This is a genomic window from Kitasatospora sp. NPDC093558, from assembly GCF_040683475.1.
In the GTDB taxonomy this organism is placed as follows: Bacteria; Actinomycetota; Actinomycetes; order Streptomycetales; family Streptomycetaceae; genus Kitasatospora.
Genome location: NZ_JBFBDY010000068.1, coordinates 1 through 22,870, shown reverse-complemented (window position 1 = coordinate 22,870; position 22,870 = coordinate 1). Strand labels below are relative to the sequence as shown.

Genomic DNA, 22,870 nt, shown 5'->3' with positions numbered 1-22,870 from the left:
CGATCCGGCGGGCGCCGGCGGCGAGCACCTCGTCGACGTTGCCCAGGTCGATGCCGCCGATGGCGAACCACGGGCGGTCCGTGGCCTGCTCGGCCGCGTACGAGACCAGGCCGAGGCCCGGGGCCGGGCGGCCCGGCTTGGTCGGGGTCGGCCAGACCGGGCCGGTGCAGAAGTAGTCCACGCCCGGCTCGGCGACCGCCGCGTCCACCTCGGACTCGGCGTGGCAGGACCGGCCGATCAGGACGTCCTCGCCGAGGATCGCCCGGGCGGCCGGGACGGGCAGGTCGTCCTGCCCGAGGTGCAGCACGTCCGGCCGGGCCGCGTGGGCGACGTCGGCGCGGTCGTTGACCGAGAGCAGCTTGCCGTGGCGGCGGCAGGCGTCCGCGAAGACCTCCAGGGCCTCCAGCTCCTGCTTGGCCTCCAGGCCCTTGTCCCGGAGCTGGACGATGTCCACGCCGCCGGACAGCGCGGCGTCCAGGAACTCCGCCAGGTCGCCCTGCTCGCGGCGGGCGTCGGTGCACAGGTACAGCCGGGCGTCGGCCAGCCGGGCCCGGAGGCCTGCGGCCACAACGGGGGTGGTCACAGGGCCATCGCCTGGGCGCGGCGCTTGACCTCGGTCGCGCGGTTCTCCCAGAGGGCCTGCACCGGGGTGCCGGGCAGGGACGGGTCCTCGGTGAACATCCACTCGAGGATCTCCGCGTCGCTGAACCCGCTGTCGCGCAGCACGGTCAGCAGGCCGATCAGGTGCTTGACCGGCCCGGTCTCGTCGATGAACGCGGCCGGGACCTGCAGGGACTTGTTCGGGCCGCGGCGGACCGCGAGCAGGTCACCCTTCTTGACCATGTTGCGGACCTCGGTGACCACGACTCCCCAGCGCTCGGAGATGTCGGGCAGGTACAGCCACTCGGGGACCAGGGCGTCAATCTTGGCTTCGATCTCACTCACGGCACCAGACTGCCACCTTTGCGGCCCCGCGCGCACCAAGGGTCCGCGTCAGGGGGCCGTCAGAGGGCCGCCCGGCCAGTGCCGTCAGAGCGCCGCGGCCTTGAGCGCCACCGCCGGGTCCGCGGCCCGGGCCGGGTCCAGCGCGGTGCCGCGCTCGATCAGGCGGCGGCCCTGGGTGAGGTCGCGCGGGCGGTCCACGGCCAGCAGCGCGGTCGGCACGCCGCCGCGCAGCCACAGCACCGCCCAGGTCGCGTCCTGCGGGGAGCCGCGCCAGAGCAGCTCGTCGCCCTCGGCGTGCCGCCCGGCGTACTGCACCATGCGCCCGAACTGCTCCGACCAGAAGTACGGCACCGGGTCGTACGGCACGTCCGCCCCGAGGACGGCCGCCGCCGCGGCCTCGCCGGACTGCAGCGCGTGGTCCCAGTGCTGGACGGCCAGCCGGGCGCCGGAACGGGCCGACGGGTAGCTGACGCAGTCGCCCGCCGCGAAGACGCCCGGCAGGCTCGTGCGCAGCCCCTCGTCCACGACGACGGCGCCGGTCGGGTCCAGCTCGACGCCCGAGCCGGCCAGCCAGTCGGTCGCGGGCCTGGCGCCGATGCCGACGACCACCTCGTCGGCGGGCAGGTGCGAACCGTCCGCGAGCAGCACCGCGCCGGGCTCGACGGCCGCGACGCCGACGCCGCAGCGCAGGTCCACGCCGGCCTCGGCGTACCAGGCGGCCATCGCCGAGCCGACCGCGGCCGGCAGCGCGCCGGGGACGGGCGCCGGGCCCGCCTCGACGACGGTCACCTCGCAGCCCGCCTCCCGCGCGGCGGTGGCCACCTCGGCGCCGATCCAGCCGGCGCCGACCAGCACCAGGCGCAGCCCGGGCCGCAGCAGCGCGCGCAGGGCGAGCGCGTCGTCCAGGGTGTGCAGGAGGTGGGCGCGCTCGGCGCCGGGCAGGGCGCGCGGGGTCGCGCCGGTGGCGATCACCAGCGACTCGTACGGGAGGTCCCCGGCGTCGGTGTGCAGCACGCCGGGGGTGAGGCCGGTGGCGCGGCGGCCGGTGAGCAGCTCGACGCCGAGGTGCGGGAAGTCGATGTCCAGGGTGGTGGCGTCGGTCTTGCCGAGCAGGACGTCCTTGGAGAGCGGCGGCCGGTCGTACGGCGCGTGCGGCTCCTCCCCGACCAGCACGATCCGCCCCTGCCAGCCGCCCCGCCGCAGCCCCAGCGCGCACTGCGCCCCGGCCAGCCCGGCCCCGACGACGACCACCCGATCCGTTCCGCTCAGCTCTGCCACGCCCGTCACTGTACTCAGCCGCACCGGGCGCCCCAGGGGCCTGTCCACCCCTCGTACGGGCCTTCGGCCGGGCGGACCCCCGGAGTTAAGGTGGGGACACCATCACGGGAGCCCGGCGCACCGGGCTGAGAGGCGGGCTGGCACGGCCTGCGACCGTCCGAACCTGATCCGGGTCATACCGGCGAAGGGAGAAGAGCAGCTTTGACACGCTTGGCACCGGGCGCCCACGCCGACGTGCTGGTGATCGGCGGGGGCATCATCGGCCTCGCCGTCGCCTGGCGGGCGGCGCAGCGCGGTCTGAAGAACGTCGTCGTGGTCGACCCCTCCCCCGGTCACGGAGCCGCCGGGGTCGCGGCCGGGATGCTCGCCCCCGTCACCGAGCTGCAGTACGGCGAGGAGCCGCTGCTGCGCCTCGGAATGGCCTCGAACGAGCGGTACGCGGCCTTCGCCGCCGAGCTCACCGAGGCGAGCGGCGAGGACACCGGCTACCGGCGGTGCGGCACGCTCGCCGTCGCCCTGGACTCCGACGACCGCGCCGAACTGCGCGAACTGCACGCCTTCCACGAGCGCCTCGGCCTCGACTCGACCTGGCTGACCGGCCGGGAGGCCCGCAAGCTGGAGCCGATGCTCGCCCCCGGCGTGCGCGGCGGCCTGCACGTGGCCGACGACCACCAGGTGGACCCCCGCCGGCTGCTGAAGGCCCTGGTCTTCGCCTGCGAGCGGGCGAGGGTCCTGATCCACCGCACCGAGGCCGCCGAGCTGCTGGTCCAGGACGGCCGCGCGATCGGCGCCCGGCTCGGCACCCGCGAGACCCTCACCGCCGACCAGGTCGTCCTCGCCGCAGGACCGCACAGCCACCGGCTGCCCGGCCTGCCCGAGGGCGTGCTGCCGGCGATCCGTCCGGTGAAGGGACAGATCCTGCGGCTGCGGGTCCCCGACGCGTACCGGCCGTTCCTGAACCGCAACGTCCGCGCGGTCGTGCGCGGGCAGCACCTGTACCTCGTGCCGCGCGAGAACGGCGAGCTGGTGATCGGCGCGACCACCGAGGAACAGGGCTACGACACCACCGTCACGGCCGGCGGGGTGTACGAACTCCTGCGCGACGCACACGAGTTGGTCCCCGGCGTCACCGAACTCCCGCTGGTGGAGACCTCGGCCGGGCTGCGCCCGGGCTCGCCGGACAACGCGCCGCTGCTCGGTCCGACCGACCTGCCCGGCCTGGTCGCCGCGACCGGCCACTACCGCAACGGCGTGCTGCTCACCCCGGTGACCGCGGACCTCGTCGCCGAGTACCTGGCGACCGGCGAAGTCCCCGAGCTCGCAAGGCCGTTCGCGCCCTCCCGGTTCTCCCCCGCCCGCTCCACCACGAAGGCCGTCGCATGACCGACATCGCACTGACCGTCAACGGCGAGCCCCGCGAGGTGCCCGCCGCGACCACCCTCGCCGAGGTGGTCACCACCCTCAGCAAGGCCAACACCGGCGTCGCCGCCGCGCTCAACGAGGCCGTGGTGCCGCGCAGTTCGTGGTCCGAGACGCTGCTGTCGGCGGGCGACCGGATCGAGATCCTCACCGCCGTGCAGGGAGGCTGAACCATGGCCGACGACCTCTTCACCATCGCGGGGACGACCTTCGCCTCCCGGCTCATCATGGGCACCGGCGGCGCCCCGAGCCTGGAGGTCCTGGAGCAGGCCCTCCAGGTCTCCGGCACCGAGCTGACCACCGTCGCGATGCGCCGGGTCGACGCCGGCACCCAGGGCTCCGTCCTGGACGTGCTGACCCGCAACGGCATCCGCGTGCTGCCCAACACGGCCGGCTGCTTCACCGCCGGCGAGGCCGTGCTGACCGCCCGGCTGGCCCGCGAGGCGCTCGGCACCGACTGGGTGAAGCTGGAGGTCATCGCCGACGAGCGGACCCTCCTGCCGGACCCGATCGAGCTGCTGGACGCCGCCGAGACCCTCGTCGACGACGGCTTCACAGTGCTCCCGTACACCAACGACGACCCGGTGCTGGCCCGCAAGCTGGAGGACGTCGGCTGCGCGGCGATCATGCCGCTCGGCTCGCCGATCGGCTCGGGCCTCGGCATCCGCAACCCGCACAACTTCCAGCTGATCGTGGAGGGCGCCAACGTCCCGGTCATCCTGGACGCGGGCGCCGGCACCGCCTCCGACGTCGCCCTCGCGATGGAGCTCGGCTGCTCCGCCGTGATGCTCGCCTCCGCGGTGACCCGCGCCCAGGACCCGGTCCTGATGGCCGAGGCCATGCGGCACGCCACCGAGGCCGGCCGCCTCGCCCACCGGGCCGGCCGGATCCCGCGCCGCTTCCACGCGGAGGCCTCCTCCGCGATGGCCGGCCGCGCCGACCTCGACACCCGCGAGCGGCCCGCGTTCTGACGTCCGTGTCACAAGCCGGTCCCGGAGGCGATGTCCGCCGGGACCGGCTTCCACCCGCCCCTCTACACTCCTCGGGTGGACAAGGCATGGCGCGACCCCCTGATCGGTACCCTGCTCGACGGCCGGTACCGGGTCGAGCAGCGCATCGCGACCGGCGGCATGTCCACGGTCTACAAGGGCACCGACACCCGCCTCGACCGCGTGCTCGCCCTCAAGGTGATGCACCCCGACCTCGCCGGGGACGAGGGCTTCACCGCCCGCTTCATCCGTGAGGCCAAGGCCGTCGCCCGCCTCACCCACGCCAACGTGGTCAACGTCTTCGACCAGGGCGCCGACGACGGCCACGTCTTCCTCGCCATGGAGTACGTGCCCGGCGGCACCCTGCGCGACCTGCTGCGCGACCGCGGCGCGCTGTCGATCCGGGCCGCCCTGGACATCATGGAGCCGGTGCTCGCCGCGCTCGGCGCCGCCCACCGGGCCGGCCTGGTGCACCGCGACGTCAAGCCGGAGAACGTGCTGATCACCGACGGCGGCCTGGTCAAGGTCGCCGACTTCGGCCTGGTCCGGGTCCTCAACACCGCCGACGGCGCCCCCACGTCGACGTCCACCGCGACCGGCGGCACCGTCATGGGCACCGTCTCCTACCTCGCGCCCGAGCAGATCCTCCCGGACGCCCCCACCGACCAGCGCGTCGACGTCTACGCGGCCGGCATCCTGCTGTACGAGATGCTCACCGGCACGCGCCCGCACACCGGTGACAACCCCGTCCAGGTCATGTACAAGCACCTGCACGAGGACGTCCCGGCGCCCTCGCGGACCGTCCCGACCGTCCCCCCGGCGCTCGACGCGATCGTGCTCGGCGCCTGCGCCAGGACCCCGGACTCCCGCCCGTACGACGCGGTCGAGCTGCTGGCCACCCTCCAGCGGGTCCGCCGCGAGCTCGGCCCGGCCGAGCTGGACGCCGAGCCGCCGACCTCCACCCGGCCCAGCCCGCGCTACCCGACCAGCGAGCCGACCTCGGTGATCCAGCGCCGCCCGGAGGCCGGCCGGCCGCCGCTGCCCCTGTCGCTTCCCGAGCCCCTCCCCCAGCCGGTCGGGCCGCCCGCGGCCGAGCACACCAGCGTCCTCGACGTCCCGCCGGACCTGATGGACCAGCTGCTCGCCGAGCCCCGCCCGTACGACGAACCGACCCCGGTCCGCCCGCACCGCCCGGGCCGGCTGCGCCGGATCCCCCGCAAGCCGGTGATCTGGGCCTCCGCGCTGACCGCCCTGGTGGTGCTGGTCGGCGGCGTGACGTACGGCCTGTCCGAGGCGCTGTACGGGCCGGTGCCCGGGGTGCTCGGCAAGGACCGCGCCGAGGCGCAGCGGATCCTGGACGACGAGGGCATGCACGCGAAGTTCGTCGACGTGTACAGCGAGACCGTGCCGTCCGGCCAGGTGATCTCCACCGACCCGGGGGTCGGCGCCCGGTCGCGCAAGAGCGACACCGTGACGGTCACCGTCTCCAAGGGGCCGCACCGGATCGCCGTGCCGGACGTGACCGGCAAGCCGGCCGACCAGGCCGCGTCCGCGCTGACCGGCGTGCAGCTCGCCAAGGGCTCGGTGACCGAGACGTACAACGACGCGGTGCCGCAGGGCTCGGTGATCAGCAGCTCGCCGGCCGCCGGCCAGCAGGTGGCGGAGAACACCCCGGTCTCGCTGGTGGTCAGCAAGGGCATGGTGCCGGTGCCGGACGTCACCGGGATGACGAAGGACGCGGCCGAGAAGGCGCTCACGGCGGCCGGGTTCACGATGCAGACCACCGGGGTCAACCTGTTCGGCAGCGGCAAGGCGAGCAGCCAGTTCCCGGCGGCCGGCGAGCGGCGCCCGCAGCACACCGCAGTGACGGTCAACTTCCCCTTCATCTGAGGGAGTTGGGGGGACAGGCCCTAGCGGAGCGGGCCCTCGCCCGGTTCCTCCTGGTAGGAGTAGCGCTGCTCGCGCCACGGGTCGGCGAGGTTGTGGTAGCCGCGCTCCTCCCAGAAGCCGCGCCGGTCCGCCCGCATGTACTCGACCGCGCGGACCCACTTCGGGCCCTTCCAGGCGTACAGCTGCGGGACGACGAGCCGGACGGGGAAGCCGTGTTCGGCGGTCAGCGGCTCGCCGTTGCGGTGGGTGGCGAAGAGCGTGCGCGGGTCGGCGAAGTCGGCCAGCCGCAGGTTGGCGCTGTAGCCGTACTCGGCCCAGACCATGACGTGGGTGACGCCCGGCGCCGGGGGCACGAGGTCGAGGACGAGGGAGGCCGGGACGCCCGTCCACTCGTTGCCGAGCATCGAGAACTTGGTGACGCAGTGCAGGTCCGCGCGGACGGTGGTGCGCGGCAGGGCGGTGAAGGCCTCGAAGTCCCAGCTGTGCTTCTCCGCCGAGGCGGTCGCGCCGAACACCTGGAGGTCCCAGGTCAGCGGCTTGAAGCGGGGCACCGGCCCGTAGTGCAGGGCGGGCCAGCCACGCTGGACGCGCTGCCCCGGGGGGAGCCTCGGGTCAGACGGCGGAAGCTGTTCTTGTTCGGACTGACCCATGGCTCCATGGTGACAGACGGCGTCCGGGCCGCGGCGCGCGCCCCTTTCGGTGCCCCGCGCGCCCCGCCCGTACGGGCCAACGGTCGGCAGACGATCCCCCAAATCGGATATTCCGACACATGTCCTAGTGAGTGTGAACTTACTGGAAGTTCGTCCCATTTCGGTGCCAGGATGCGCAGCGCAGCACTCACAGCACGCCCCAGCGCAGGGAGGCACCGTCATGCAGGGCGATCCAGAGGTCATCGAGTTCCTCAACGAGCAGCTCACCGCCGAGCTGACCGCGATCAACCAGTACTTCCTGCACGCCAAGATGCAGGAGAACTTCGGCTGGACGAAGCTCGCCAAGTACACCCGGCACGAGTCGTTCGACGAGATGAAGCACGCCGAGGTGCTCACCGACCGGATCCTCTTCCTGGAGGGCCTGCCGAACTACCAGCGGCTGTTCCACGTCCGGATCGGACAGACGGTCAAGGAGATGTTCGAGGCGGACCGCCAGATCGAGGTCGAGGCGATCGACCGGCTCAAGCGCGGGATCGTGGTGATGCGCGCCAAGAACGACGTCACCTCGGCGAACATCTTCGAGGACATCCTGGCGGACGAGGAGCACCACATCGACTACCTCGACACCCAGCTGGAGCTCCTGGAGAAGCTCGGCGAGGCGCTCTACATCGCCCAGCTGATCGAGCAGCCGGAGTCCTGAGCCGCCGCGGCGCTCAGGCCGCGCGCAGCGGGAGGACGGGCGCCGGGGCCGGCGCGACGGGGGCCGGGGCGGCGGGGGCCTCGGGGTCCGCGAGGCCGAGCCTGGCGGCCAGCCGGGCGGTCGGGCAGGGCCGGGCGCCGTGCTCGCCGAGCAGCGCCTGTATCCGGCGCACGCACGAGCCGCAGTCGGTGCCGGCCTTGCAGCCCTTGGCGATCTGCCGCGGGGTGTTGGCACCCTCGTCGATCGCCCGCTTCACCTGGTCCTCGGTGACCGCATGGCACATGCACACGTACATCGCGGTCTCTCCCTGGGGTGAAGCGCAGCGGCCCTCGGCTGCAGTGGATCTTGACTAAGGCTTGCCTTAGTTCACTAAGCCTCACCTTACCCGGCGTTCCGGGTACGAAAAAGCCCCTCCGGCCTCGGGAATCCCGAAACCGGAGGGGCCTTCGTCACATCCGGAAACACCCGGGGTTACTGGCCGCGGTACATCTCCGCCACCAGGAACGCCAGGTCGAGCGACTGGCTGCGGTTGAGGCGCGGGTCGCAGGCCGTCTCGTAGCGCTGGTGCAGGTCGTCGACCAGCACCTCGTCGCCACCGCCGACGCACTCGGTCACGTCGTCGCCGGTCAGCTCCACGTGGATGCCGCCCGGGTGGGTGCCGAGCGCGCGGTGCACCTCGAAGAAGCCCTTGACCTCGTCGAGCACGTCGTCGAAGCGGCGGGTCTTGTGGCCGCTGGAGGCCTCGAAGGTGTTGCCGTGCATCGGGTCGCAGATCCACACCGGCTGGGCGCCGGACGCGGTGACCTTCTCCACCAGGGCGGGCAGGTGGTCGCGGATCTTGCCCGCGCCCATCCGGGTGATGAAGGTGAGGCGGCCGGGCTCGCGCTCCGGGTCCAGCTTCTCGATCAGGGTGAGCGCGTCCTCCACCGAGGTGGTCGGGCCGAGCTTGACGCCGATCGGGTTGCGGATCTTCGAGGCGAACTCGATGTGCGCGTGGTCCAGCTGCCGGGTGCGCTCGCCGATCCACACCATGTGGCCGGAGACGTCGTACAGCTCGCCGGTGCGCGAGTCCACGCGGGTCAGCGCGGTCTCGTAGTCGAGGACCAGCGCCTCGTGCGAGGAGTAGAACTCGACGGTCTTGAACTCCTCCGGCGCGACGCCGCAGGCGTTCATGAACGCCAGGGCGTTGTCGATCTCCCGGGCGAGCTGCTCGTAGCGCTGGCCGGCCGGCGAGTTGCGCACGAAGTCCTGGTTCCAGGCGTGCACCTGGCGCAGGTCGGCGTAACCACCGGTGGTGAAGGCGCGCACCAGGTTCAGCGTCGCGGCGGACGCGTTGTACATCCGCTTCAGGCGCTCCGGGTCCGGGATGCGGGACTCGGGGGTGAACTCGAAGCCGTTCACCGAGTCGCCGCGGTACACCGGCAGCGTCACGCCGTCCCGGGTCTCGGTCGACTTCGAGCGCGGCTTGGAGTACTGGCCGGCGATCCGGCCCACCTTCACGACCGGCACGGAGGCCGCGTACGTCAGCACGGCGGCCATCTGGAGCAGCGTCTTCAGCTTGTTCCGGATGTGCTCGGCCGACACGCCGTCGAAGGCCTCGGCGCAGTCGCCGCCCTGGAGGAGGAACGCCTCCCCACGTGCCACGGCAGCGAGCCGGGCGCGCAGCTGGTCGCACTCGCCGGCGAAGACGAGGGGCGGATAGGAGGCGAGCTCCGCAAGGGTCTTGCGCAGAGCCTCTTGGTCCGGCCATTCAGGCTGCTGCGCCGCGGGCAGGGTCTGCCAGGTGTGGAGATTCGTCACGGTCACACGGCCAAGGCTACGGGGTGAGGCGAGCGATTCGTGACCATTGCCCGATGGGTGAGACACATCCCGGACAAAGAAGTGACCGGCCTCACCCGGTCCGCCCAATCCGCTACGCTCGACCCATGCACGCGCCCCACACCCAGTCCTGGTGGTGGGCCTCCCCCTCGGGTGGCCCACCGATCGCGCGTTCCTAGACGACACGACGGCCGCCCCTCGGGGCGGCCGTCGGCGTCTGAGCAGCCGGCCCTCCGGGAAGCGGAACACCCCAGCACCGCGCCCCGCACGTCCTCCCGGAAGGAAGCCGCACCCCGTGACCACCACCGCCGACCTGCTCGCCCGCCTCACCGGCCCCGACGCCCCCGCCTTCGCCCTGCTGCACCGCCGCACCCCCCGGCTCGCCCCGGACACCGTCGAGGTGCTGCTGGGCACCGTCGGCACCCACGAGCGCCTCGCCGACCTGCCGGTCCGCACCGGCGTGCCGGCCGGCGGCCCGGTCCACGACCTGCTCGCGCTCGTCCCGTACCGGCAGATCCGCGAGCGCGGCTTCGAGGCGCACGACGACGGCACCCCGCTCCAGGCCCTCGCGGTGACCGAGCAGTACGCCCTTCCGCTGGCCGAATTCGCCGCCGCACTACCGCAGTTGCCGGTCTCCCTGACGGACGGCTCGTTCGACGTGGACGACGCCGCGTACGCCGACATCGTGCGCCGGGTGATCCGGGACGAGATCGGCAACGGCGAGGGCGCCAACTTCGTGATCCGGCGCGACTTCAGCGCCACTCTGGACGACTTCTCGCCGGAACTGGCGCTCACCCTGTTCCGCCGCCTGCTCGACCAGGAGCGCGGCGCCTACTGGACGTACCTCGTCCACACCGGGGACCGCGTGCTCGTCGGCGCCTCCCCCGAGGTGCACGTCCGGCAGAGCGGCGGCACCGTCGTGATGAACCCGATCTCCGGCACCTACCGCTATCCGGCGGGCGGCTCGGACATCGACTCGCTCCTCCGCTTCCTGCACGATCCGAAGGAACTGGAAGAGCTCACGATGGTCGTCGACGAAGAGCTCAAGATGATGTGCACCGTCGGCGACCTCGGCGGCCAGGTGCTCGGCCCCCGGCTCAAGGAGATGGCCCACCTCGCCCACACCGAGTACGAACTGCGCGGCCGCACCTCGCTGGACGTCCGGGACGTGCTCCGCGAGACCATGTTCGCCGCGACCGTCACCGGCAGCCCGGTCCAGAACGCCACCCGCGTCATCCGGCGCTACGAGCCCGCCGGGCGCGGCTACTACTCCGGCGCGCTCGCCCTCATCGGCCGCTCCGCCAGCGGCGGCCAGCTGCTCGACTCCCCGATCTGCATCCGCACCGCCGACATCGACCCGGCCACCGGGCGCCTCGTCGTCCGGGTCGGCGCGACCCTCGTCCGCCACTCCGACCCGGAGTCCGAGGTCGCCGAGACGCACGCCAAGGCCGCCGGGGTGCTCACCGCGATCGGCGCCCGGCCGGTGCCCGCCCGGCTGCCCAACCCGGGCGGGCCGCGGCTCGCCGACGACCACCGCGTCCAAGCCGCGCTCGATGCCCGGCGCGGCGGCCTCGCGCCGTTCTGGCTGCGGATGCAGGCCCCGGCCGAGGTCACCGAGCCCGAGCCGGCCCTGGTCGTCGACGGCGAGGACACCTTCACGGCGATGCTCGCCCACCTGCTCACCTCGCTCGGCCACCGGGTCTCCGTCGTCCGCTACGACGAACCCGGGCTGCGTGCCCGGATCGCCGCCCACCGCGGCCCGCTGGTGCTCGGCCCCGGCCCCGGCGACCCGCGGCTCGCCGACGACCCCAAGATGGCCGTGCTCCGGCCGGTCGTCGCCGACGCGCTGGCCGCCGTCCGCTCCGGCGCGAGGACGGCGCCGCTGCTCGCGGTCTGCCTCAGCCACCAGCTGCTGGCCGGCGAACTCGGGCTCGGGCTGGCGCGCAAGGCCGTCCCGTACCAGGGCGCGCAGGAGACCGTCGACCTGTTCGGGACGAAGCGGACGGTCGGCTTCTACAACACGTTCACCGCGCGCTGCACGGACGCCGACGCGGCCCGGCTCGCGGCCGAGGGCGTCGAGGTCGCCCGCGACGCGGCCACCGGCGACGTGCACGCGCTCCGCGGGCCCGGCTTCGCCGGCCTCCAGTTCCACCCGGAGTCGGTGCTGACCCGCGAGGGCGTCGACATCGTGGCCGGCCTGCTGCGCCAGCAGGCGACCGCACAGCGCTGAGGAAAGAAGTGGTGGGATCCGCGCGGAACGCCGCCCGGATCCCACCCGCCCTCAGATCTCGTCGTCCAGCCCCTGCTCGATCGCGTAGCGCACGAGTTCCACCCGGTTGTGCAGCTGCAGCTTGCCCAGGGTGTTCTGCACGTGGTTCTGCACCGTCCGGTGCGACAGCACCAGGCGCTCGGCGATCTGGCGGTACGACAGGCCCTTCGCCACCAGCCGCAGCACCTCCGTCTCCCGGACGGTCAGCTGCGGCGCCGCCGGGGCCGAGGCCGGGGCCGGTTCGGCGGCCAGGCGGCGGAACTCGCCGAGCACCAGACCGGCCAGGCCCGGCGTGAAGACCGCGTCGCCGACGGCCGTGCGCCGCACGGCGGCCAGCAGTTCCTCCCGTCCGGCCGACTTCACCAGGTAGCCGGTCGCACCGGACTTCACCGCCTCCAGCACGTCCTGGTGCTCGCCGCTCGCCGAGAGCACCAGCACCCGTACCGACGGGTCGTGCGCGACGACCTGGCGGCACACCTCGGCACCGGGCAGGCCGGGCAGGTTGAGGTCGAGCACGACCACCTGCGGCGTGCAGGCGCGGGCCCGGCGGACGGCCTCCTCACCGTCGCCCGCGGTGGCCACCACGTCCAGCCCGGCCTCGGCGAGGTCGCGCGAGACGGCGTCGCGCCACATCGGGTGGTCGTCCACGACCATCACCCGCACCGGCCGCTCGGCCGCCGGGTCAGTCGTCGGCTGGTCGGTCATCGGAACCCTTCCTCGGGACGCGCAGTTCGACCTCGACGCCCTCCCCGGGCGCCGAGTACAGCTCGGCGGTGCCGCCGAGGTCCAGCAGCCGGCCGCGGATCGACTGGCTGACGCCGAGCCGTCCGGCCCGCTCCGCCTCGCCGAGCCGACCGGGCGCGAAGCCCGGGCCGTCGTCGCGGATGCTGACGGTGACGGCCTCCGGCTCGTCCTCGACGAGGATCCAGGCGCGGGCCTGCTCCCCGGCGTGCTTGCGGACGTTGTCGACGGCGGCGCCGACCGCGGCGGCCAGCTCGCCGGCGGCGGGCGGGGGCAGCAGGACCGGCGTGCCGGGCGCGGAGAGCGTGATCCGCTCGTCCGCGTACGGGCGCAGCAGCGCGGTGAGGTCGCGTGGCTCCTCGGCCTCGTGCGGTGAGCGCTGGGCGGGGATCGGGCCGCCGGTCATCAACGCCCGCAGGGCGCGCTCCTGTTCGCCCGCCAGGCGGCCGAGTTCGGCGAAGTCGGCGCCGGCACCGGGGTGTCCGGCCTGCTCGGCGCCCCGCCGCTGGACGAGCGCGAGCACCTGGAGGACGCCGTCGTGGATGTCCCGGGAGAGCCGCTCGCGCTCACGGGTCGCGGCCTCGACCTGGAGGGCCCGGGTGAGCGCGGCCTCGCTGGCGCGGGCGAGTTCGATGACGTAGCCGATCGCGCAGCCGGCCACCATCAGCAGCACGATGTTGTGGACGTTGTCGGCGGTGATGCCGCCGTGGCCGAGGATGTTGGCCACGCCGATCACCGAACCGGCCGCCGCGGCCCAGCGCCAGCCGCCCTTGCCGGCGAAGCCGAGCACCGTACCGGCGGCCCAGATGGTCGGCAGGGTGGTCGAGCCGTGGCTGATCCGGACCGGGTCGTCGGTCTGGCCGCTCATCACGATGCCGGTGACGGCCATCGCGAGGTCGGTGCCGAGGACGTACCAGGTGCAGCGCTGCGGGCCGGCGAAGGCCCGGGTGCTGGCGAGGGTCCACAGGGTGAGCGCGCCGAGGTAGATCCAGCCGGCGACGGGGTGCAGGAAGTGCAGGTAGGAGTGGAAGTAGCGGAGCAGGGCGTAGCAGAGGGCGAGGACGCGGAAGTAGGACATCGCCCGCCACAGCGGGAGTTCGACGGACATGCCGCCCGCCGCGACCGCGCCGCCGAGACCCGTGCCGCCTGCACCGGCACCGGCACTGGCACCCATCGCACCGGTTCTGCCGCCGTCCGTCATCCGTCCGCCCCTCCCCTGGGCCTCCGGGTGGTCCGTCAGGCCGACCCGGTGTCCTTCTGCTCCTGCGTCTTCTCGGTCTTCTCGGCCTCGGCGGCCTTCTCGGCCTCCGCCGCCTTCTCCGCTTCGGCCTTCTCGGCCTTGGCGGCGGCCTTGCGCTCCGCGTCGGCGCGCTTCTTGTCCTCGGAGATCTGCCGCTTGGCGGCCGTCGCGTAGATGTCGACGTACTCCTGGCCCGAGAGCCGCATGATCTCGTACATCACCTCGTCCGTCACCGAACGGAGGATGAAGCGGTCGTTCTCCATGCCGTGGTAGCGGGAGAAGTCCAGCGGGCGGCCGATCCGGATGCCGGGGCGGATGCCGAAGTTGGGCACGACCTGGCCGGGCGGCTGCACCTTCTCGGTGTCGATCATGGCGACCGGGATGACCGGCGCGCCGGTGGCCAGCGCCACGCGGGCCAGGCCGCCGACCTTGCCGCGGTACAGCTTGCCGTCGGGCGAGCGGGTGCCCTCGGGGTAGACGCCGAAGAGCTCGCCGCGGTCCAGCACCGCGATCGCGCTGCGGATCGCCGCCTCGCCGGCGCCGCGCACCCCGGAGCGGTCCACCGGCAGCTGGCCGACGCCCTTGAAGAAGGCGGCGGTCAGCCGGCCCTTGAGGCCCGGGGTGTTGAAGTACTCGGCCTTCGCGATGAAGGTGACCCGGCGCTTGATCAGCGCGGGGAAGAAGAAGGAGTCCGAGAAGGACAGGTGGTTGCTGGCGATGATCGCCGCACCCTCGGTGGGGATGTTCTCCTCACCCTCGATCCACGGCCGGAAGAAGATCCGAAGCAGTGGCGCGACGATCATCTTCATCAGTCGGTAGAACAACCCGGGCCTCCTGTATTGCGGACCGGTCGATCCTAATGCCCCGTGAGCGCCGCCCGCGCCCCGCCCCGCTCGCCGGACGGGCGCGGGGCGCACGCCCGGGGGTGTACGACCCGGCGGGGCGCGTGGGACGATGCGAATTCCGCAGCCTCCAGTTCCAGCGTCCCCTCCCCCAGCGCCGCCCGCCCGCGAAGGAGTCCGCCATGCCGTTGCTGCCCGGTGCCGAACCGTACCGCCACCGCGGCGGACCGGTGGGGGTACTGCTGTGCCACGGCTTCACCGGCTCGCCGCAGTCGATGCGCCCGTGGGCGGAGCAGCTGGCGGCGGCCGGACTCACGGTCTCCCTGCCGCTGCTGCCCGGGCACGGTACCCGTTGGCGGGACATGCAGGTCACCCGGTGGGAGGACTGGTACGCGGAGGTCGACCGCGAGTTCCGGGTGCTCTCCGAGGAGTGCGAGCAGGTCTTCGTCTTCGCGCTGTCGATGGGCGGCGCGCTCGCCCTGCGGCTGGCCGCGCTGCACGGCACCGCGGTCTCCGGACTGGTGCTGGTCAACCCGTCGGTGCGCTCGGACAACCCCGCGAGTGTGCTGCTTCCGGTGCTGCGGCACCTCGTGCCGAGCCTGCCCGGGATCGCCGACGACATCGCCAGGCCCGGGGTCACGGAGGGCGGCTACGACCGGACGCCGCTGAACGCCGCCTGGTCGCTGGCCCGGCTGTGGCGGGAGGTGCAGCGCAGGCTGCCGGAGGTGACCCAGCCGGTGCTGCTGTTCCGCAGTCCACAGGACCACGTGGTCTCTCCGGCCAACTCGGAACTGGTGCTGGCCCGGATATCCTCGACCGACGTGACGGAGCGGCTGTTGCAGCGCAGCTTCCACGTCGCGACGCTGGACCACGACGCGGCGGAAATATTCACGGGCGGCCTGGACTTCATCCGACGGCTGGCTCCCGCGCACGCGGCGGGCGTCAACCGGGTGGAATCCGACGATCACCATGGCTGAAGGGCCGGAAGTGCACGAGAGCAGCACGGCGGGCGGCGGGGACGAAGCACCCCGCGAGGACGGCGCGACCGACGGCGCGACCGGGGACGGCGCGAGCGGCGGTCCGGCGGCCGACAAGGCCGGCAAGGCCGGCGAGCCCCCCGCGGAGCCCCGCCGCCGCGCGCCCGAGCGCAGCCAGGCCGAACAGGACGAGATCTTCGCCGCCCTGGTCGCCCAGTTCGACGACCCCGTCGACCTCAACAACCCGAACTGGCCGGAGATCGAGGACCTGCGGGCCCGCGGCGAGCTGAAGGGCGGCTTCAAGGACGGCGCCGGCCGCGGCGTCCCGGACGACCTGTCCGACCTCGCCCCGCAGCCGCGCTCCCGCCCGGGCGGGCCGGTGCTGCCGGCCGGCGGCGCGGGCCCGCGCGACTTCGAGCTGGCCGAGGAGACGGACGAGGGCCACTACGTCCCGCCGGAGCCCCCGCCGCTGCCGGCGGCCGACGTGACCGCCAAGTTCGCGTGGCTCGCGGTGCTCGGCGGCCCGGCGCTGCTGCTGTTCGACGCGGTGGTGTGGCGCGAGATCTCCGGCTGGCCGGCCTGGGTCGGGTTCACCGCCTTCCTGGGCGGCTTCGTGACCCTGGTGGTCCGGATGAAGGACCGCGACGAGGACGAGCCGGAGGACCCGGACAACGGCGCCGTGGTCTAGGGCGTGTCTGACAATTCCCGTCTGCGGGGCGACGCGAATTGTCAGACACGCCCTAGTACGTCTCCTTCGGCCCGGGAATCTCCAGCACGGCGAGCACCGGCAGGTGGTCCGTCGCGGCCCGCAGGTCCGCCCCGGTGACGCCGGGCAGCCCGTGCGGCACGCCGCAGGCGAGCACGGTGATCCCGGGCGTGGCGAAGACGGCGTCGATCCGCTGGTAGGGGCGCTCGGGGACGGACGTGAACTCGCCGCCCCAGGGCGCGGTGACGTGCCCGTCCTGGAGGCGCGAGGCCAGCAGCCGCCACCCCTGCCCGTCCGGGTGCTCGTTGAAGTCGCCTGCGATGACACCGAGTTCGGCGATCCGGAGCTGGTCGAGCAGGAGCTCGAACTGGCCGTGGCGCTCGTCGGCGTCCAGGCTCAGGTGGCAGCTGGTGACGCTGAACGGCGCCGAGCCGGGCAGCCGCAGCAGCGCGGTGGCGAAGCCGCGGGCGTGCAGGCCGCGGGTCTTCGGCAGGAACCGGTCGTGCACGCCGAGCACCTCGACGGCGCCGGGCCGGCCGAGCAGCAGCGGCCCGGCCGCCGTCCGGCCGCCGCCGGCGAGGACGGTCGTCCCGGTGCGCCGGGCGAGCCACGCCGCCTGGCCCTCGGGCCGCCAGTAGCGCGGTGACTCCTGAACGCAGACGACGTCGGGCTCGCACGCCCGGATCACCCGGACGAGTGCCTCGCGGTCGTCGCGCAGTGACCTGACGTTGTAGCCGAGCAGCCGCAGTCGGCGCGGGCCGGGCCCGGGCAGCGGTGCGGTGGGTGCCGTCGTCATGTTCCTCCCCGTCCGTGATCGGTACGACCGACCGTACGGCAGCCCCGGGACGTGCGACGGCGGCGGCGCGTCCGGGGTTGGTCGGGGTCCGGTCGCACCGCCGCCGGCGGGCTTTTTCGAGGGGGTCGAGCGGGGTCAGAGGGTGCGGGCGAGGTCCGCCGCGCCGGCGATGCCGGCCGCCGAGCCCATCGAGGCCAGGACGACCTCGGCGCGCGGGCGGTGCACGCCGCCCGTCAGGTAGTGCTCGAAGGCCTTGGCGACCGGGTCGAGCAGCAGGCGGCCGGAGTCGGAGACGCCGCCGCCGAGGACGAAGACGCCCGGGTCGAAGAGCGCGGCGAGGTCGGCCATGCCGCGGCCCAGCCAGTCGGCGAGCTCGGCGTAGCACTCCAGGGCGAGCGGGTCGCCCGCCTCGGCGGCCTCGGTGATGTGGATGCCGCGGATGGTCTCGGCGACGCCGTCGTTGAGCTCCAGCATCCGCTTGCCGCGGACCGGGTCGGCGGCGGCCTTCTCCCGGCCGTAGCGGCGCAGCGAGCGCCCGGAGCCGTACTGCTCCCAGCAGCCCTTGCCGCCGCAGCCGCAGGGCAGGCCGTCGGGGACCATGTTGAGGTGGCCGATCTCGCCGGCCACGCCGAACCGGCCGCGGTGCAGCCGACCGTCCAGGACGATGCCGCCGCCGATGCCGGTGCCGACGGTGATCAGGACCATGTCCTCGTGGTCGGCGGCGGCGCCGAAGCGGAACTCGGCCCAGGCGGCGCAGTTGGCGTCGTTCTCGACGACGGTGTCCAGGCCGGTGAGCTCCTCGATCCGGCCGCGCAGCGGCTCGTTCTCCCAGTCGATGTTGGGCGCGAAGATCACCGTGGAACGGTTGCGGTCGACGAAGCCGGGGGCGCCGACGCCGACGGCGCTGACGTCGGGGTGCTGCTCCTTGAGCTCGCGCACGGCCTGCGCGATGGCGTCCACGGCCCACTGGGGGTCGGCCGGGGTGGGCACCCTGGTCCTGGCGAGGATCGTGCCCGCCTCGTCGACCACACCTGCCGCGATCTTGGTCCCGCCGACATCGACGCCGATGGTCAGAGCCATGTGTCCCTCAGCTATTCACTCGTTCCCGCTGGACGGAACGGTACCGCCCAAACACGCCCTCGTACACAGCCTCGCATACATTAGCCGAAGACAATCCGGGAGGAACCGGGCCGTGATGCTTCAAAAGTCGTACGAGTATTCCCGGTTCGTCACGCACAGGGGTGATGTCGTCACCGCTCAGGGGTTACGGATTCACTGCTTGGTGGACGTCCCGTCCGGGGTGTCGAGGTCGATCCGCTCGCTGGCGGAGCCCTCGCCGGCGGTCCAGCGGCGCTCGTGGCCGGCCACGGCGGCGCGGTAGGCGGCCAGCAGCTCGGCGCCTGCGGCGGCCAGGCCGGAGCCGGCGGCCGCGAGGTGGCCGTAGACCTCCGGCTTCTGCTCGCGCAGCCGGTCGGCGAAGCCGGCCAGAGTGATCAGGGTGTCGGCGCTCGCCTCCTGGGCCTTCTGGCCGACGGCACCGGCGAAGCGGCGCACCTCATCGACCAGGGGGCCGAGCTCCGGTCCGAAGGGCTGGGCCTGCGCGTCGTCGGGACCGCCCGCCGCCTCGGTGCCGTCGGTGCGGTCGGTGCCGTCGCTGCGGTCGGTGCTGGTCATCGCGGGGGCCTCCTCTGCTGCGGCCGCACCCCGCGGCCACCGGCCACCGACGCTACCCGAGGAGCGGCGAGGCCCCGGAAGCCCGGCAAGCCCGGGAGCCCGTCAGCCCCGCGGCCAGAGCGCCGGATCCGGCGCGAACCGCACGGCGAGCACCCCGTCGGTCAGCCCCGCGCCCGCGACGGTGCAGCGGCGCAGCGCCGACGGCAGGGTGAGCACCCGGCGGTGGGCGCCGAGGCCGAGCACCAGTTCGTCGCCCCGGCGCACGAGGTCGAGGTCGGCCCGCTCGGCGCCCGGCAGCGCGAGGTGCCACACCAGCAGGCCCTCCTCGGCGAGCCGGTCCTCGACCGGCCAGGGCTCGGCGGCGAGCCGCTCGGGCCCGGGCCCGTCCCCGTACAGGCGGTCGGCGACGGCCTCCAGCGTGACGTCGGCGAGCCCGGTGACGAGGACGGGCACGTCGCTCGCCGCGGTCAGCGCGGCCAGCTCCTCGCGGCGGCGCGCGGCCAGCGCGGCCAGCCACGGGTCCGGCGAGTCGAGCGCGGCGTCCGGCAGCGCGCCGTGCACGACGACGGCGTCCGGCCGGTGCCCGTGCAGGGCCAGCCCGGCGCGGATCCGGCGCAGGTCGTCGTACGGGTGGCCGTCGGCCGGCACGACCAGGCGCACGCTGGTGCCGGGCGAGGTGATCGCGGCCCGGGACTCGGCGAGCACGCCGGCGGCCTTGCCGCGGCTCTCGTACAGCCAGTCGGCGGGCATCGGCACGCCCGCGAGACCGGCCAGCAGCGGGCGCAGCGCGCGGGCGGCCTGGCGCTGCTCGGGGACCAGCCGGTCCAGGTAGCGCTCCAGCTGCTCGGGCAGGGCGAGGGCGGCGATCAGCTCGGCGGGCGGCGGGGCGAGCACGACCAGGACATCCCCGTCGGCGGCGGGCAGGGCGCGCAGCAGGGCGAGCCGGGCGATGCCGGGCAGGGCGGTGAGCTCCTCGGGGTCGAGCGGCTCGGCGCCGAGCAGGTCGAGGGCGGGCTTGAGGCGGCCGGCGATCTCGCCGAGGGCGTGCCGGAAGGCGGCCTGCTCGTCGATCCGGGAGACGGTCAGACCGGGTGCGTAGTCGAGGGGTTCGGGCTCCAGCCGGGCGCCGAGCACGGAGTCCAGGGCCCGGTGCGGGTCGTCGGCGGCCAGCAGCCAGACCCGCCGGCCGCCGCGGGCGGCGTGCAGGGCGGTGGCGGCGGCCACCGCGGGCGCGCCCGCGTCACCGCTGACCAGGATCGTGCGTGTCGCCGTCATGCCGTCGGGCCCCCGTTCCGTCCCAGGACCCGCGTCAGCCCTCGACGCGCTTCTTCAGGCCGGCCAGCGCGCGGTCGATGATGACCTTCTCGGCCTTGCGCTTGATCATGCCGAGCATCGGGATCTTGACGTCCACGGCGAGCTGGTACGTCACCTCGGTGCGGTCGGCGCCGAGCGGGGCGAGGGTGTAGGAGCCGTCGAGCGAGCGGAGCATCTGGCTGCGCACGAGGGTCCAGCCGACCTCGCGGTCGCCGTCCCAGGTGTAGGCGAGGACGTGCTCGTCGCGGATGGCGCCGGCGTCGAGGAGCAGGCGGACCTTCGCGGCGCGGCCGTCCTCGGCGGTCTCCAGGACCTCGATCTCCTTGACCTCGCCGGTCCAGGCCGGGTAGGCGGCGAAGTCGGCGATCACGGCCATGACCGTGGCCGGGCTCGCGTCGATGGTGATGCTCGACCTGGTGTGCTCCGCCATGGAATGGCCCTCCGCCTCAGTCCTTCTGCCTGCCGCTCCGGTCGAGGCGTGCTCGCCCGGGTGCGCCCGGAGCAGGCTATCGCGACCGGCGATCGACTCGGCCGCGCGGGCACCGGGCGACGGCGGGCGGGCACCCCCGGACACCCGGCGGCGGCGCATGTTACCGGCCAGTCGCCCGGCCCTGTCGTAGGGTGCCAGTCGAACGACCCGGTCACGGCCTGGTCCGACCCGGCCGGGTGTGACACTTCGAACACCGGGGCCGACCCCCCTGGTCGAAGCTGCCTACCGGGCAGTAACGTCCTGCCGTCCCGCAGCGTCGCGAACGAGGAGCAGTCTTGCTCGACTTCAGCCTTCCGGCCCTCTACCAGGTACCGAGCGGCGGTAACCTCTCCGACCTCGTGCACCAGAACGCCGAGCGGCACCCGGACGTCGCGGTCCTCAGCCGGAAGGTGGACGGCCGCTGGCAGGAGTTGACCGCGGCCCAGTTCCTGGTCGAGGTGCACGCGGCGGCCAAGGGCCTGATCGCGGCGGGCGTGCGGCCCGGCGACCGGGTGGGCATCATGTCCCGCACCCGGTACGAGTGGACGCTGCTGGACTTCGCGATCTGGACGGCCGGCGCGATCACCGTGCCGGTGTACGAGACCTCCTCCCCCGAGCAGGTCGAGTGGATCCTCGGCGACTCCGGCGCCGTCGCCGTGCTCACCGAGACCGACCAGCACCTCAAGGTGGTCGAGGAGGTCCGCGGCCGGCTGCCCGAGCTCAAGCACGTCTGGCAGATCGAGGGCGGCGCGATCGCCGCGCTGGCCGAGGCCGGCGAGGGCGTCGCGGACGCGACCGTCCAGGAGCGCCGCTCGGTCGCCACCGAGGACTCGGTCGCCACCATCGTCTACACCTCGGGCACCACCGGCCGCCCGAAGGGCTGTCAGCTGACGCACGGCAACTTCCTGGCCGAGTGCGGCAACGTCGTCGAGCGCCTGGCCCCGCTGTTCCGCACCGGCGAGAGCTCCGTCCTGCTGTTCCTGCCGCTGGCCCACGTGCTCGGCCGGATCGCCGAGATCGCCCCGGCGATGGCCCCGATCAAGCTGGGCCACGTCTCCGACATCAAGGACGTCACCGCCGAGCTGGCCTCCTTCCGCCCGACGCTGATCCTCGGCGTGCCGCGGGTGTTCGAGAAGGTCTACAACACCGCGCGGGCCAAGGCCCAGGCCGACGGCAAGGGCAAGATCTTCGACAAGGCCGCCGAGACCGCGATCGCCTACAGCCGCGCCCTGGACGCCGGCGGCGCCGGCCTCGTCCTGCGGATCAAGCACGCGGTCTTCGACAAGCTCGTCTACAGCAAGCTGCGCGCCGCCCTCGGCGGCCGGGCCACCCACGCCATCTCCGGCGGCGCCCCGCTCGGCGAGCGCCTCGGCCACTTCTACCGGGGCATCGGCTTCACCGTCCTGGAGGGCTACGGCCTGACCGAGACCTGCGCGGCCACCGCCTTCAACCCGTGGGACAAGCCGAAGATCGGCACGGTCGGCCAGCCGGTGCCGGGCGCCTCCGTGCGGATCGCCGAGGACGGCGAGGTCTTCTTCAAGGGCCCGCACGTCTTCACCGGTTACTGGAACAACCCGCAGGCCACCGCCGACAGCCTCAAGGACGGCTGGATGGCCACCGGCGACATCGGCTCGCTGGACTCCGAGGGCTACCTGACCATCACCGGCCGCAAGAAGGAGATCATCGTCACGGCGGGCGGCAAGAACGTCGCCCCCGCGGTGATCGAGGACCGGATCCGGGCGCACGCGCTGGTCGGCGAGGTCATGGTGGTCGGCGACCGCAAGCCCTTCATCGGCTGCCTGATCACCATCGACCCGGACTTCTTCCCCAAGTGGAAGGAGCTCAACGGCAAGCCCGCCACCGCGACGGTCGCCGAGCTGCGCGAGGACCCGGACCTGCTGGCCGCGCTCCAGGCCGCCGTCGACGACGGTAACGCGGCCGTCTCGCATGCCGAGGCGGTCAAGAAGTTCCGCCTGCTGGACACCGAGTTCTCCGAGGAGAGCGGCCACCTCACGCCGTCCCTGAAGCTCAAGCGCAACGTCGTCCTGAAGGACTACGCGGCCGACGTCGAGGCGATCTACCAGCGCTGACCGCACGTCGAAGGGCCCGCCTCCCCAAGCCAGGAGGCGGGCCCTTCGACGTGTCAGCCGGCC

Annotated in this window: 23 protein-coding genes and 1 riboswitch; of the genes, 9 read left to right on the top strand and 14 right to left on the bottom strand. The window is 73.6% G+C overall.

Translation table 11 applies throughout. The features are described from left to right. The 3 genes from thiE to AB0O00_RS10310 form a co-directional block, all read right to left on the bottom strand. Positions 1-568 (bottom strand): thiamine phosphate synthase (thiE, locus tag AB0O00_RS10320; RefSeq protein WP_363650132.1); only part of this gene is annotated, 568 nt, incomplete at its 3' end. An 11-nt stretch (positions 569-579) separates the two neighbouring features. Then, positions 580-945, bottom strand: a complete 366-nt coding sequence (locus AB0O00_RS10315; protein ID WP_363650126.1) for an Rv2175c family DNA-binding protein — start codon at positions 943-945, stop codon at positions 580-582. 84 nt (positions 946-1,029) lie between these two features. Next, entirely contained in the window at positions 1,030-2,232 is a 1,203-nt protein-coding gene (locus AB0O00_RS10310) for an FAD-dependent oxidoreductase (protein WP_363650130.1), read from the bottom strand. An 85-nt stretch (positions 2,233-2,317) separates the two neighbouring features. After that, a riboswitch (TPP riboswitch) is annotated at positions 2,318-2,430 on the top strand. Here AB0O00_RS10310 and thiO point away from each other — a divergent pair. The 4 genes from thiO (at position 2,425) to pknB (ending at position 6,521) form a co-directional block, all read left to right on the top strand. Further along, positions 2,425-3,606 carry a glycine oxidase ThiO gene (gene thiO / locus AB0O00_RS10305; RefSeq protein ID WP_363650124.1) on the top strand — a complete coding sequence of 394 codons (1,182 nt, stop codon included), beginning with the start codon at positions 2,425-2,427 and terminating at the stop codon, positions 3,604-3,606. (Overlaps the previous riboswitch by 6 nt.) Further along, on the top strand, positions 3,603-3,812 hold the full coding sequence (thiS, locus tag AB0O00_RS10300) for a sulfur carrier protein ThiS (protein WP_363650122.1): 210 nt from the start codon (positions 3,603-3,605) through the stop codon (positions 3,810-3,812). Before thiO ends, thiS begins: the two co-directional genes overlap by 4 nt. Positions 3,813-3,815: 3 nt before the next feature. Continuing rightward, on the top strand, positions 3,816-4,613 hold the full coding sequence (locus AB0O00_RS10295) for a thiazole synthase (RefSeq protein ID WP_363650120.1): 798 nt from the start codon (positions 3,816-3,818) through the stop codon (positions 4,611-4,613). A 75-nt stretch (positions 4,614-4,688) separates the two neighbouring features. Beyond that, positions 4,689-6,521 (top strand): Stk1 family PASTA domain-containing Ser/Thr kinase, encoded by a 1,833-nt coding sequence (pknB, locus tag AB0O00_RS10290; RefSeq protein ID WP_363650118.1) that lies wholly within the window; start codon positions 4,689-4,691, stop codon positions 6,519-6,521. A 20-nt stretch (positions 6,522-6,541) separates the two neighbouring features. Here pknB and AB0O00_RS10285 read toward each other — a convergent pair whose 3' ends face one another. Then, positions 6,542-7,171: a sulfite oxidase-like oxidoreductase gene (locus AB0O00_RS10285; RefSeq protein ID WP_363650116.1), complete on the bottom strand. Its 630-nt coding sequence runs from the start codon at positions 7,169-7,171 to the stop codon at positions 6,542-6,544. Between the two features lie 220 nt (positions 7,172-7,391). On the opposite strand from AB0O00_RS10285, the gene bfr reads away from it, so the two are divergent. Then, positions 7,392-7,871: a bacterioferritin gene (gene bfr, locus AB0O00_RS10280; RefSeq protein WP_218198113.1), complete on the top strand. Its 480-nt coding sequence runs from the start codon at positions 7,392-7,394 to the stop codon at positions 7,869-7,871. 13 nt (positions 7,872-7,884) lie between these two features. Here the strand turns inward: bfr and AB0O00_RS10275 are convergent, their stop codons facing one another. Together AB0O00_RS10275 and AB0O00_RS10270 are read right to left on the bottom strand one after the other, a co-directional pair. Next, positions 7,885-8,166: a (2Fe-2S)-binding protein gene (locus tag AB0O00_RS10275; RefSeq protein WP_363650113.1), complete on the bottom strand. Its 282-nt coding sequence runs from the start codon at positions 8,164-8,166 to the stop codon at positions 7,885-7,887. A gap of 176 nt (positions 8,167-8,342) precedes the next feature. Further along, a complete protein-coding gene (locus AB0O00_RS10270; RefSeq protein WP_363650111.1) occupies positions 8,343-9,677 on the bottom strand; it encodes a class II 3-deoxy-7-phosphoheptulonate synthase in 1,335 nt (444 codons plus the stop codon). 307 nt (positions 9,678-9,984) lie between these two features. Here AB0O00_RS10270 and AB0O00_RS10265 point away from each other — a divergent pair, with 307 nt between their 5' ends. Beyond that, the gene (locus AB0O00_RS10265) at positions 9,985-11,919 is read left to right on the top strand and encodes an anthranilate synthase family protein (protein WP_363650109.1); all 1,935 of its coding nucleotides are present in this window, start codon (positions 9,985-9,987) and stop codon (positions 11,917-11,919) included. Between the two features lie 51 nt (positions 11,920-11,970). Here AB0O00_RS10265 and AB0O00_RS10260 read toward each other — a convergent pair whose 3' ends face one another. The 3 genes from AB0O00_RS10260 to AB0O00_RS10250 all read right to left on the bottom strand — a co-directional run bounded on the left by AB0O00_RS10260 (position 11,971) and on the right by AB0O00_RS10250 (position 14,763). After that, a complete protein-coding gene (locus AB0O00_RS10260) occupies positions 11,971-12,663 on the bottom strand; it encodes a response regulator transcription factor (protein ID WP_363650107.1) in 693 nt (230 codons plus the stop codon). After that, the gene (locus tag AB0O00_RS10255) at positions 12,641-13,807 is read right to left on the bottom strand and encodes a DUF5931 domain-containing protein (protein WP_363650128.1); all 1,167 of its coding nucleotides are present in this window, start codon (positions 13,805-13,807) and stop codon (positions 12,641-12,643) included. The genes AB0O00_RS10260 and AB0O00_RS10255 overlap by 23 nt, the downstream gene beginning before the upstream one ends. Positions 13,808-13,935: 128 nt before the next feature. Then, positions 13,936-14,763, bottom strand: a complete 828-nt coding sequence (locus AB0O00_RS10250; RefSeq protein ID WP_363650105.1) for a lysophospholipid acyltransferase family protein — start codon at positions 14,761-14,763, stop codon at positions 13,936-13,938. 200 nt (positions 14,764-14,963) lie between these two features. On the opposite strand from AB0O00_RS10250, the gene AB0O00_RS10245 reads away from it, so the two are divergent. After that, entirely contained in the window at positions 14,964-15,758 is a 795-nt protein-coding gene (locus AB0O00_RS10245) for an alpha/beta fold hydrolase (protein ID WP_363650103.1), read from the top strand. Beyond that, positions 15,751-16,446, top strand: coding sequence for a hypothetical protein (locus tag AB0O00_RS10240; protein ID WP_363650101.1), 696 nt, complete (start codon positions 15,751-15,753; stop codon positions 16,444-16,446). Before AB0O00_RS10245 ends, AB0O00_RS10240 begins: the two co-directional genes overlap by 8 nt. 52 nt (positions 16,447-16,498) lie before the next feature. Here AB0O00_RS10240 and AB0O00_RS10235 read toward each other — a convergent pair whose 3' ends face one another. From AB0O00_RS10235 to AB0O00_RS10215, 5 genes are all read right to left on the bottom strand, one after another. After that, positions 16,499-17,260, bottom strand: a complete 762-nt coding sequence (locus AB0O00_RS10235; protein WP_363650099.1) for an endonuclease/exonuclease/phosphatase family protein — start codon at positions 17,258-17,260, stop codon at positions 16,499-16,501. A 135-nt stretch (positions 17,261-17,395) separates the two neighbouring features. Continuing rightward, positions 17,396-18,340: an ROK family glucokinase gene (locus AB0O00_RS10230; protein WP_363650097.1), complete on the bottom strand. Its 945-nt coding sequence runs from the start codon at positions 18,338-18,340 to the stop codon at positions 17,396-17,398. A gap of 192 nt (positions 18,341-18,532) precedes the next feature. Next, positions 18,533-18,934 carry a DUF5304 family protein gene (locus AB0O00_RS10225; protein WP_363650096.1) on the bottom strand — a complete coding sequence of 134 codons (402 nt, stop codon included), beginning with the start codon at positions 18,932-18,934 and terminating at the stop codon, positions 18,533-18,535. 102 nt (positions 18,935-19,036) lie between these two features. Beyond that, positions 19,037-20,209: an ArsA-related P-loop ATPase gene (locus tag AB0O00_RS10220; protein ID WP_363650094.1), complete on the bottom strand. Its 1,173-nt coding sequence runs from the start codon at positions 20,207-20,209 to the stop codon at positions 19,037-19,039. A gap of 34 nt (positions 20,210-20,243) precedes the next feature. After that, positions 20,244-20,678 carry an SRPBCC family protein gene (locus AB0O00_RS10215; RefSeq protein WP_363650092.1) on the bottom strand — a complete coding sequence of 145 codons (435 nt, stop codon included), beginning with the start codon at positions 20,676-20,678 and terminating at the stop codon, positions 20,244-20,246. 335 nt (positions 20,679-21,013) lie between these two features. Here AB0O00_RS10215 and AB0O00_RS10210 point away from each other — a divergent pair, with 335 nt between their 5' ends. Next, entirely contained in the window at positions 21,014-22,807 is a 1,794-nt protein-coding gene (locus AB0O00_RS10210) for a long-chain fatty acid--CoA ligase (RefSeq protein WP_363650090.1), read from the top strand. Positions 22,808-22,870 lie beyond the last annotated feature (63 nt).

What these genes read in the sequence shown, in the direction of transcription:
- AB0O00_RS10220 (WP_363650094.1), bottom strand. Translation starts at nt 20,209, where the DNA reads ATGACGGCGACACGCACGATCCTGGTCAGCGGTGACGCGGGCGCGCCC.
- AB0O00_RS10245 (WP_363650103.1), top strand. Translation starts at nt 14,964, where the DNA reads ATGCCGTTGCTGCCCGGTGCCGAACCGTACCGCCACCGCGGCGGACCG.
- AB0O00_RS10240 (WP_363650101.1), top strand. Translation starts at nt 15,751, where the DNA reads ATGGCTGAAGGGCCGGAAGTGCACGAGAGCAGCACGGCGGGCGGCGGG.
- thiS (WP_363650122.1), top strand. Translation starts at nt 3,603, where the DNA reads ATGACCGACATCGCACTGACCGTCAACGGCGAGCCCCGCGAGGTGCCC.
- AB0O00_RS10230 (WP_363650097.1), bottom strand. Translation starts at nt 18,340, where the DNA reads ATGGCTCTGACCATCGGCGTCGATGTCGGCGGGACCAAGATCGCGGCA.
- AB0O00_RS10285 (WP_363650116.1), bottom strand. Translation starts at nt 7,171, where the DNA reads ATGGGTCAGTCCGAACAAGAACAGCTTCCGCCGTCTGACCCGAGGCTC.
- AB0O00_RS10255 (WP_363650128.1), bottom strand. Translation starts at nt 13,807, where the DNA reads ATGTCCGTCGAACTCCCGCTGTGGCGGGCGATGTCCTACTTCCGCGTC.
- AB0O00_RS10225 (WP_363650096.1), bottom strand. Translation starts at nt 18,934, where the DNA reads ATGACCAGCACCGACCGCAGCGACGGCACCGACCGCACCGACGGCACC.
- bfr (WP_218198113.1), top strand. Translation starts at nt 7,392, where the DNA reads ATGCAGGGCGATCCAGAGGTCATCGAGTTCCTCAACGAGCAGCTCACC.
- AB0O00_RS10215 (WP_363650092.1), bottom strand. Translation starts at nt 20,678, where the DNA reads ATGGCGGAGCACACCAGGTCGAGCATCACCATCGACGCGAGCCCGGCC.
- AB0O00_RS10260 (WP_363650107.1), bottom strand. Translation starts at nt 12,663, where the DNA reads ATGACCGACCAGCCGACGACTGACCCGGCGGCCGAGCGGCCGGTGCGG.
- AB0O00_RS10275 (WP_363650113.1), bottom strand. Translation starts at nt 8,166, where the DNA reads ATGTACGTGTGCATGTGCCATGCGGTCACCGAGGACCAGGTGAAGCGG.
- AB0O00_RS10235 (WP_363650099.1), bottom strand. Translation starts at nt 17,260, where the DNA reads ATGACGACGGCACCCACCGCACCGCTGCCCGGGCCCGGCCCGCGCCGA.
- AB0O00_RS10295 (WP_363650120.1), top strand. Translation starts at nt 3,816, where the DNA reads ATGGCCGACGACCTCTTCACCATCGCGGGGACGACCTTCGCCTCCCGG.